At 63.6% G+C, this 9,915-nt stretch carries 9 protein-coding genes; 8 read left to right on the top strand and 1 reads right to left on the bottom strand.

Translation table 11 applies throughout. The annotated features are described in order from the left end of the window. The first annotated feature begins 754 nt into the window (after positions 1-754). Positions 755-1,759 (top strand): hypothetical protein, encoded by a 1,005-nt coding sequence (locus tag IE116_RS23010; protein WP_189615751.1) that lies wholly within the window; start codon positions 755-757, stop codon positions 1,757-1,759. Positions 1,760-2,027: 268 nt separating this feature from the next. Then, positions 2,028-2,231, top strand: coding sequence for a hypothetical protein (locus IE116_RS23005; RefSeq protein WP_189615750.1), 204 nt, complete (start codon positions 2,028-2,030; stop codon positions 2,229-2,231). Positions 2,232-2,367: 136 nt separating this feature from the next. Here the strand turns inward: IE116_RS23005 and IE116_RS23000 are convergent, their stop codons facing one another. After that, the gene (locus IE116_RS23000) at positions 2,368-3,168 is read right to left on the bottom strand and encodes an IclR family transcriptional regulator (RefSeq protein WP_229828751.1); all 801 of its coding nucleotides are present in this window, start codon (positions 3,166-3,168) and stop codon (positions 2,368-2,370) included. Between the two features lie 116 nt (positions 3,169-3,284). Between IE116_RS23000 and IE116_RS22995 the strand changes: the two genes are divergently transcribed. From IE116_RS22995 to baeS, 6 genes are all read left to right on the top strand, one after another. Then, positions 3,285-4,157, top strand: coding sequence for a polysaccharide deacetylase family protein (locus IE116_RS22995; RefSeq protein ID WP_189615748.1), 873 nt, complete (start codon positions 3,285-3,287; stop codon positions 4,155-4,157). Further along, positions 4,154-5,386, top strand: a complete 1,233-nt coding sequence (locus IE116_RS22990; protein WP_229828747.1) for an LVIVD repeat-containing protein — start codon at positions 4,154-4,156, stop codon at positions 5,384-5,386. Before IE116_RS22995 ends, IE116_RS22990 begins: the two co-directional genes overlap by 4 nt. A 16-nt stretch (positions 5,387-5,402) precedes the next feature. Next, positions 5,403-6,431, top strand: coding sequence for a CobW family GTP-binding protein (locus tag IE116_RS22985; RefSeq protein WP_189615746.1), 1,029 nt, complete (start codon positions 5,403-5,405; stop codon positions 6,429-6,431). Between the two features lie 31 nt (positions 6,432-6,462). Then, the gene (locus IE116_RS22980; RefSeq protein ID WP_189615743.1) at positions 6,463-7,455 is read left to right on the top strand and encodes a Bug family tripartite tricarboxylate transporter substrate binding protein; all 993 of its coding nucleotides are present in this window, start codon (positions 6,463-6,465) and stop codon (positions 7,453-7,455) included. A 30-nt stretch (positions 7,456-7,485) separates the two neighbouring features. After that, the gene (locus IE116_RS22975) at positions 7,486-8,391 is read left to right on the top strand and encodes a polysaccharide deacetylase family protein (RefSeq protein ID WP_189615741.1); all 906 of its coding nucleotides are present in this window, start codon (positions 7,486-7,488) and stop codon (positions 8,389-8,391) included. A gap of 115 nt (positions 8,392-8,506) precedes the next feature. Further along, complete coding sequence (gene baeS, locus IE116_RS22970) at positions 8,507-9,913, top strand: sensor histidine kinase efflux regulator BaeS (protein WP_229828744.1); 1,407 nt, start codon at positions 8,507-8,509, stop codon at positions 9,911-9,913. Positions 9,914-9,915 lie beyond the last annotated feature (2 nt).

The following is a 9,915-nucleotide window of genomic DNA, read 5'->3' as shown; positions in this document are numbered from 1 at the left end:
GAAGTTTTTTACGCTTGTCAAACTGTCGAAACATCCAACTGCTAGACATCTTCACGACCTGGAAATTTCATTCCACTTGGAACTTTCGCCCCATCACCACTGCTCTTCAGAACCCGCTGCACCGTTGCTGCCTAGGCAGATCGCGTTGCGTTTTGCTTTTGTTCCGTCGAGCCAATGAATATAGCACGGATAAATTTCGGTTTGCAAGCGGGCCACCAAAAATTTGAAGTGGGGCGGGGTGAGCCACCGTCCTGCACATGGATCATCTTATGAGAGAGATGCCCTAGGTCTATTAGAGAAGGAGCTTTAGAACTAACAGAGCCAGGGCCTTGGCTCGACATGAAGCGTATGCGCCCGTGCTGCGGCCGGTATTAGGCTCTTATATCTAGAAGAGCAGCGGGACATCTGACGATGCGCTCCCCGGTTTCCCTTTTGTAAACGCTTCCATTCCCCCGCTGGCGAACTGCTGAGCACGGCTCGCCAAATCTCGCAGAATCTCCGGGAAGCCTGTATTTACGCCACTTTGTAATTCCTTCTGCCGTTTCAAGAGGACCGTTGCCTGGCCCTGCGCCGATGCCATTGCATAAAGTTCCCGAGAATTTGCCACAGTTTCCCAGGGTGGAGACTCATCCTCCGCTCATCCGCACGGGTTGCCACTGACTGCGCCATCCGGCGTGGCACGGTCGTTGCTCTGCAGGGTTACGGAGTCGCCGCCCCGATGGCTCCAGCAACACACAACAATATGGACACTCTTATGACAACCATCGTCAACAACGACCGCGGCCCCAGGATCTCCTGGGGCGCCATCTTCGCAGGCGTCAGCCTGTCGCTCGTCTCCTATCTGATCCTGAGCGTGCTTGGAACGGCGATCGGCGCCGGCGCCATTGATCCACTGGAAGAAGGCAACCCCGTGCGCGGCATGGGCATGGGCACCGGCATCTGGCTGTTGCTGACGACGGTCATCTCGATCGCCATCGGCGCCTACTTTGCCGGCCGCTCGTCGCGCACACAAGGCAGCCTGCACGGCGTGCTGTCGTGGGCCATCACGACGATGCTGACCATCTATCTGTTGACCTCGATTGCCGGTGGCATCTTCGGCGCGGCAGGCAGCATCCTGGGCAAGGGCCTGTCGATTGCGGGCGAAGGCGCCATGCGCGCCGCACCGGCTGTAGCCGACACGGTCAAGGACCAGATGCGCAAGAGCGGTGTCGACATCGACATGGGCAGCATCCAGTCGGAACTCGACACGCTGCTGCGTCAGAGCGGCAAGGCCGAACTGAACCCTGAACGTCTGCAAGACAATGCGCAGCAAGCGGCGCAAGACGGCCAGAACACCGCGCAGGGCGCAGCCCAGCAACCCCAGAATGCCGACAACGACATGGCTGCCTGGTGGAACCGTGTGAAGAGCCAGGCTGCACCGGCCCTGAACGCCGCCGACAAGGAAGCCCTGGTCAACATCATCCAGGCGCGTACCGGCAAGTCGCGTGAAGAGTCGCAGCGTATTGCCGACAACTACGAGCGGACGTATAACCAGACCATGGCCAAGATTGAAGAGGCCAAGAAGCAAGCCGAGCAAAAGGCGCGTGAAGCGGCAGATGCAACGGCTCGTGCTGTGTCGCAAGGCGCATGGTGGACGCTGGCTACCCTGATCATCGGCATGCTGATCGCCGGTGCCGCAGGCGCCGCCGGTTTCAAGCGCCGCCCGCTGGCCTACCGCGATGACGTCGTCGCCGGTGGCCCGACGGTGGTTCGCCCCTAAGTAAGAAAGACGCTGCGCCGGTCCGGGTCCGCGTTACGCGAACACCGTCCGGAATGCGCAGGTTGAAGCAGGACAGGGAAACCTGAACAAGACGCCGATACAGGCGCAGCGGGAACATCCCTGGGCCAGTCGTTGCACCAAGCAACGACTGGCCTTTGCACACCGACGTTCAGAGTACGCATGACCAGCCGGCCCCCCGGCTGATGACGACGACAGCGACGTACCTTGCGAGCTTCGCGAATGGCACCGTCGCCCCACGGAGACCGCCATGACCGAGAAGACTGCCAGCCATCCTGCCACCGCATCGACGGCAACGCCCCTCCCCCCACTGAATCAGCGCAATGCGCGCCCCCCTGCGCCGGTCTTGCCGCGCGGGGCCAAACGCACGGTGGCACCTGCACGCCGCGGCAACGTCATCGACACCACAACGACTGCCAAGCCCAGAAAAAGCCCGCCCAAGCGAAAGGCCTGAGTAAGGGTTTCGGGACAAGGGTTTCGACATAAGGGTTGCGACACAAGGATTCTCCGGTCAAGCGTCCGGGCAGGTCACGGAACCTGTTCCCGCCTGACGCAGGGCGTGACGCGCACGCCAGCTCTCTGACCTGACTCTAGCGGTACAACAGCCGCCGCACCTCGTCGACTTCCTGCTGAAGCAGCGGGACGATGTCCTGCTGACGTGCGGGCGTCATGCGGCTCGAGATGGCTGCAACGGTCAGCGCCGCCACGGGCACGCCAAGCTGGTTGACGATGGGCAGCCCGATCGCCGTCACGCCCGGTACCGCCTTTTCCCCGATCAAGGAATATCGCTGCACGCGCCCCGCGGCGACGGACTGCCGCAGGTCGTCGGCATCGAAGTCCCCATAGGCGCCCAGCCGTGGGCGAACCGCAAGAATGATTTCTTCGACTTCCGCCGGGGTCATGCTCAACAGCAGCGCCAGGCCGCCCGCGTTCACGCCAAGGGGCTGTCGGCTTCCCACAGGCACCACCGGGGTCTGTATCGGATAGTGGCCCGGCACACTGCTCACGCAGATCGCATCGTTCCCGCGGCGGATGAACAGGAAAGAGGTATCGCCCGTGGCGCGTGCGAGCCGTTGCAAGGACGGCGCGCACAGATCGACCAGGTTGAAGTGGTGCGCGGCCGCCAGTCCCAGTTCAAACGTGAGCGCCCCCAGCCGATAGCGCTTGCTGCGCGGGTCGCGCACCAGCAGGCCTTCTTCGACCAGGGTCTTGAGCATGCGGTGGGCCGTGGGGCGTTCGAGTTCGCACAGGTCGGCCACCTCGACAAATCGCAGGCCGACATCACGGTGCACCGCCAGGACTTTCAGTACACGGACGACCCGGCGGATGCCCTGGGTCCCGTCCGACGCCGCACGGGCGGCCGGTTTATCCAAGGGAAGAAGCGCGTTCAAAACCAGTAATTCCAGATAGTGGACATTTTGACAGCCAGCGTTGACACGTCCCACGCGTGGGCAGAGTATGGATTTACAGAATCCGTCAGCCTTATTATCCACATACTGGACATTCGATGCAGCCACGCGACCGTCTGCCTTACTCGCCCATCATCGACCGCCCGCGACTGAGTCCCCCTGATGGCGCTCGCGTCATCGTGTGGCCCATCGTGAACGTGGAAGACTGGCAGATCGAGCGAGCCATGCCGCGCCAGGTGTTGCCGCCCCCGACCGGCGTGACCACGCTCCCGGACATCCCCAACTGGGCCTGGCACGAGTACGGCATGCGGGTCGGCTTCTGGCGTCTGAAGGCGGCGCTGGACCAGCGCGGCATCGTGCCGACGCTGTCGATCAACGGCAATGTCTGCAACCGTTATCCGCGGGTGGCGCAGGAAGCGCACGACGCCGGCTGGGAATTCATGGGCCACGCCTTCACGCAGATGCCCACCCATCAGGTCGAGGACCAGGCGGCCATGATCCGCCAGACCGTGGAAACGATCGAGGGCTTTACCGGCAGGAAGCCGGTGGGTTGGCTCGGACCCGGACTGACGCAGACCTATGACTCGGTGGACCTGCTGCACGACGCCGGCATCCGCTACATCGGCGACTGGTGCCTGGACGATCAGCCCTGCCGCCTGAAGGCCGGCTCGGGCGAGATGGTCGCGATGCCCTACTCCGTCGAACTCAACGACATTCCGATGATGGCCGTGCAGCATCACCGGTCCGATGTCCTGCTCGAACGCATCAAGGATTCCTTTGACCGCCTGTATCAGGAAGGCGGGGACCATGTGCGGGTGATGGGGATTGCCGTGCATCCCTTCCTCAGTGGCGTGCCGCATCGGATCAAGTATTTCGAACAGGCGCTCGACTACCTCCAGAGCCATTCCAACGTGGCCTTCATGACCGGGGCGCAGATCCTGGACTGGTTCAACTCGCAGGAGCAGGCATGAATAGCAAGACCGCGGGCGGCGCCCAGTTCCTGAACATGCGCCTGCTGGCGCAGAACGACCTGGGCGGATACGGTGGCGTGGGCGAAGGCGTGGCGATGCAGGTGTTGCCTGGCGGTCGTCGTGTGTTGTGGATGGCGCATGAAAGCGCGCCCAAGAACTTCACGGCGGTGGACGTGACCGAGCCGCGCGCGCCCAAGGTGATCGCGCAGACCGATCTGCCGCATGCATCGATGCGGTCCAATTCCCTGGAGATCTCGGGCAACCTGATGGCGGTGGCCTACCAGGTCAGCAAGCCGGGCCTGGCGCCTGCCGGCTTCGAGATGTTCGATATCAGCGTGCCGGAGAACCCCCGGTCGATTGGCCACTTCGATGCGTCCGGCCCGACCTCGCGCGGCGCGCATGCCGTGTGGTTCGTCGACGGCGAGACGGTGCACATGACCTGCAGCGATCCGTCGCTGACGCCGCGCAATCCGAAAGACGACCAGATCTACCGGATCGTTGACGTTCGCAACCCGACCCGGCCCGAGGCCATTGGCCGCTGGTGGCTGCCCGGAACGATGGAAGGCGACGACGCACCGCCGCCCAAACGGCTGGCGCCGGAACTGGATTCGGGCTTTCGCGCGCACAACACCAACGTGTACCCCGACCGTCCGGATCGCTGCTACCTGGGCTATATCGATGGCGGCGCGTTCGTGATGGACATCTCCGACAAGAGCCAGCCCAAGCCGATATCGAGCTTTCGCAACTCGCCGCCGTTCAAGGGGTTCACGCACACCCTGATGCCGCTGTTCGGCCGCAACCTGATGGTGCTGACCGACGAGTGCGTGCAGGACAACGGCGGCGACTGGCCCAAGCTGGTCTGGCTGCTCGATGGCAGCGACGAGACCAACCTGGTCAGCATTTCGACGCTGCCTGCGCCTCCGGTGGACGTGTTCAAGCGGCGCGGCGGCCGGTTCGGCGCCCACAACATTCACGAGAATCCGCCAGTTGCCGGCGCGTTCAAATCCGAAGAGCTGATCATCGGCACCTTCTTCAATGGTGGCGTGCGTGCCTACGACATCAGTGACCCCTACCAGCCGCGCGAAGTGGCGTATTTCGTGCCGCCCGCCCCGGCCAATTCGCCGGTGGGCGCGATCCAGCTCAATGACCTGTTCGTGGATGACCGCGGCATCGTGTTCACGGTCGACCGGCACACCGGCGGCCTGTACGTGATCGAAATGACGGTGTGATGCCATGACGCCGCCCATGCATTCTTCCGGTGATACGACCTTCGCTGCGCCAGCGCCCAAGGATGCGCGGGTGCCGGTGATCGTCGTCACGGGGTTCCTGGGCAGCGGCAAGACCACGCTGCTGAAAAAAGTGCTGGCGACGCCCGAATTGTCGGACTCGCTGATGATCGTCAATGAGATCGGCGAGATCGGCATCGATCACCACCTGCTGGAACAGTCGGATGACCGCACGGTGCTGCTGGATAACGGCTGCCTGTGCTGCCAGTTGCGCGGCGATTTGCAGGAATTGCTGGTGGACATCACCTTGCGCCGACGGCGCGGTGAATTGCCCGGCTTCGATCGGGTGATCGTCGAGACCAGCGGACTGGCCGACCCCGGGCCGGTTGCACAGACTTTGTATAGCGACGCGCCGCTGGCGCGGGACTATCGGCTGGCCCACGTCGTGGCGCTGGTCGATGCCAACAATGCCGAGGGCCGCCGTGCGGCGCCCGTGATCGCCTCGCGCCAGGTGGCTGCCGCCGACCTGGTGATCGTGACGAAAACGGACCTGGCAACGCAGGACCAGGTCGACGAAAGCCTGGACTGGATAAACACGATCAACGGATTTGCCAGGCGCGAAATCGCGTCGCACGGTGACATCGATATCGCCCTGCTCGCAGGGGTATCGCCTTTCGCCTGGCAAGAACCCACGGAGACAGAACAAGGAGGGTATCTCGGGTCCTTACTCACGCCCCACCCCAGGGACGTGACGAGCTTCACTCTGACATTCAACGAACCCCTGCCTCGCGAGCTGTTCCAGGACTTTCTCGACATCCTGGTGCGGCTTCGGGGAGCGGACCTGCTGCGCGTCAAAGGCATCCTCCACTTCGAGGGCGAACCGGCCCCCGTCCTGGTCCAGGGTGTCTGCCATGTGTTCGACAAACACGTGGCGCTGGCCAAGGGCGCGTCTGCCCCTGACCGGTCGACGCTCGTCTTCATTGTCCGGGCGCTTGCGCGCAAGGACATCGAATCGCTTTGGCTTTCGCTGCTTTCGCTGTCACGTTGACTCGTAATCCACATCCGTCTCCGGAGGTTCCATGTCTGCCCGTCGCTTCACTGCCACCCTGGCAAAAACCACTGCCGCCTGCGCGGTCGCCCTGATCGCCGTCTCGTCCGCCTGGGCACAGACGGCCTACCCCACCAAACCGATACGCCTGGTCGTCGGCTTTACCGCCGGCGGCATTTCGGACGTGATCGCTCGGTCGATCGCTGTCAGGCTGTCGAGCGAACTTGGCCAGCAGGTGTATGTCGAGAATCGTCCGGGCGCCGGCACGACGATCGCGTCCGACCTCATTGCCCGCGCCGAGCCCGACGGCTACACGCTGATGCTGCAGGACGTCACCACGCACGCCATCAACGCCACGCTCTATCCCAAGCTGTCGTACGACACCGTCAAGAGCTTCACGCCAGTGGCGATGGTGGCCTCGACGCCGTTGATGCTGGTGGTCAATCCCAGCTCGCCCGCCAAAAACGTGAATGAATTGATCAGCATGCTGAAGGCCAAGCCCGGTGGGTATTCGTATGGGTCGTCGGGCAACGGCACGATCGTCCATCTGACCAGCGAGATGTTCAACAACGCCGCCAAGGTCGACACGGTGCACGTGCCCTACAAGGGCAGCTCGCCCGCCACCCAGGCCATTCTGGGCGGCGAAGTCGCCTTCGTGTTCAGCAGCATGCCGCCCGCCATTGCCGCCATGAAGGGCAACCGCCTGCGCGCCCTGGCCGTGACGACGCCCAGGCGCGTGGACACCGCGCCCGACGTGCCGACCATGATGGAAGCCGGCGTGCCGAACTTTGAGGTGGTGCTTTACAACGGGATCATGGGACCGGCCAACATGCCGGCCGACGTGGTGCAGAAGCTCAATGGCGCACTGGCCAAGGTCGTGGCCACGCCCGAGATCAAGACGCTGTACGAGAGCCTGGGCGCCGACGCGGTGACGATGTCACCCAACGAATTCGGGACCCTGCTCAATCGTGAAGTGGTCAAGTACGGTCCCATCGTGAAGGCGACGGGCGCCCGTGTGCAGTAAGGGACACGCAGCAATCCAAAAGGAAACCGGATGACACGCAAGCCGCTGCTACCGCAGCATTCTCGTTACGACTACGTTCCCCTGCCCGAGCGCAAGGATTACGCATGGCCGGAAGGCAAGCGGCTTGCGTTCTGCCTGACCACGAATATCGAGTGGTTCGCGTTCGGGGCAGGCATGGGACACGATCCGGCCAAGACCGGCGAGCCGCAGACGCACCGCAATTATTCGTGGCGCGACTACGGAAACCGGATCGGCATCTGGCGCCTGTTCGACCTGCTCGATGAACTGGGCCTGCCAGCCGCGCACAACTGCAACAGCCTGGTGTATGACTACGCGCCGCAGATCATGGATGCGCTGCGGGCGCGGGGCGATGAAGTCGTTGCCCATGGCCGCAGCAATGCCGAGAACCTGCGCGGCCTGTGGGAGCCGGATGAAGAACGGATCCTGCGCGAGATTACCGAGACGATTACCCAGCGCGAAGGCGCGGCGCCCAAGGGCTGGATGGGATCGGGTGCGTATGAGACGTCAAACACCCTGGATCTGCTCAAGGAGATCGGGTACGAGTACGTGATGGACTGGCCGATGGACGACCAGCCCGTGTGGCTGCGTACCAAGCACGGCCCGCTGCTGTCGGTGCCCTACCCGATTGAATTGAACGACTCGCAGGTGGTGATCCATCGGAAGCAGGACGCTGGCGATTTCTGCCAGATGATCATCGAGCAGTTCGACGAAATGCTGGAACAGTCCGTCAGGCATCCGCTGGTCATGAATGTCTCGGTGCATCCGTATGTGTTCGGGCAGCCCTTCCGGCTGCGCATGCTGCGCCGCGCCTTGAAGCACTGCGTGGAGCACGTCGGCCGCGATGCGGTCTGGTGGACGCGGCCGCGCGACGTGGCGGCGCATTGCATGGCCTTGCCGCCCGGCGTGGTGCCGTGAAAAGAATGTGAAATTTATGTGAAGTCCCCGACAAGGCGCCCCCGGCGCCTTGTATAACGTCATGGATACGCGACACTCCGTCGCCTCGGGCCTGATCCCGTTGCCGGCGCCATCGATGTCCTCCATGAAATTCGGCATTACCTCGAAGTTGTTCGTCGTCATCCTGGCGACCTGCATCCTGATCGCCTTCGCGATGGCAGGCGCCTTGCGCTGGAGCTTCGAACGCGGCTTTGTCGACTACCTGCGCGAGCGGGAAGCCGAGCGGGCCACCAGCCTGAGCCTGGTGCTGGCCGACGCCTACCGCGAGCACGGCGACTGGGAATTCCTGCGCAACAACCCGCCGCGCTGGCGCAGGATCCTGAGCGCGCCCGGCCGCAACGTCGAACGCGCCGAGGCAGCGCAGCAGGACGACTACGGTCCACCGCCGCCCCCTCCGCCGCGCTTCACGCTGCTCGATGCGGATCACAAGGTGGTCGTCGGACAGCAGCCGGGCCAACCCATCGCGTCGCAATTTCCCATCGTGGTCGACCGCCAGGCCGTTGGCTGGCTTGCCGCGCCGCCCGTGCGCGCCCGGAACAACAGTGATGCCGACGATCGTTTCCAGGAGCAGCAACTGCTGGCCACCTGGATCATCGGGGGCATTTCGCTATTGGTCGCCGCGCTGGTCAGCATCCTGCTCGCGCGCGGCTTCCTTGCACCCGTGCGACGCATGGCGGGCGCGACTCACCGGCTGGCCGCGGGCGATTACGGCACGCGGGTCGACACGAGGTCGTCGGACGAATTGGGCCAGCTCGCACAGGACTTCAACCACCTGGCCAGCGCGCTGGAGCGCAACGAAGAACTGCGGCGGAACATGGTGGCCGACATTTCGCACGAATTACGCACGCCCCTGGCCGTGCTGCGTGGCGAGCTCGAAGCGGTCGAAGATGGCGTGAGAGCGATGTCGCCGCAGACCATCGCGTCCTTGCAGGCCGAGGTGACCTTGCTGAGCAAGCTCATCGATGATCTGCACGAACTGTCGCTGGCCGATGTGGGCGCCCTGACTTATCGCATGGCACGGGTCGACGTGGGCGCCCTGCTGCGGCAGACGGCCGGCATGTTCCAGGACCGCATGGCGCGCAAGTCGCTCGGCATGCAGATCGAACTGCCTGCGGACCTGCCGGCGATTCAGGGCGACACGCAGCGGCTGACGCAGCTGTTCACCAACCTGATCGAAAATTCGGTGCGGTACACGGATCCGAACGGCATGCTGCAGATCACGGCGCATGCGGCGGGTTCGGATGTGATTATCGTATTACAGGACACGGCGCCGGGCGTTCCCGAAGACCTGCTGCCCCGGCTGTTCGAACGTTTCTTTCGTGTGGAATCGTCGCGCAACCGGCAGCATGGCGGCTCGGGCCTGGGCCTGGCGATCTGCCAGCGCATCGTCGAAGCGCATGATGGCCGGATCGAGGCGCTGCCGTCGGACCTGGGCGGCCTGCAATTGCGCCTGACGTTTCCTGCTTCCCTTTCAGTGGATTGACC

The sequence above is a fragment of the Pigmentiphaga litoralis genome, assembly GCF_014651835.1.
GTDB classification, from domain to species: Bacteria; Pseudomonadota; Gammaproteobacteria; order Burkholderiales; family Burkholderiaceae_B; genus Pigmentiphaga; species Pigmentiphaga litoralis.
The sequence above is the reverse complement of the archived record's forward strand: the minus strand, read 5'-3'. Positions and strand labels throughout refer to the sequence as shown.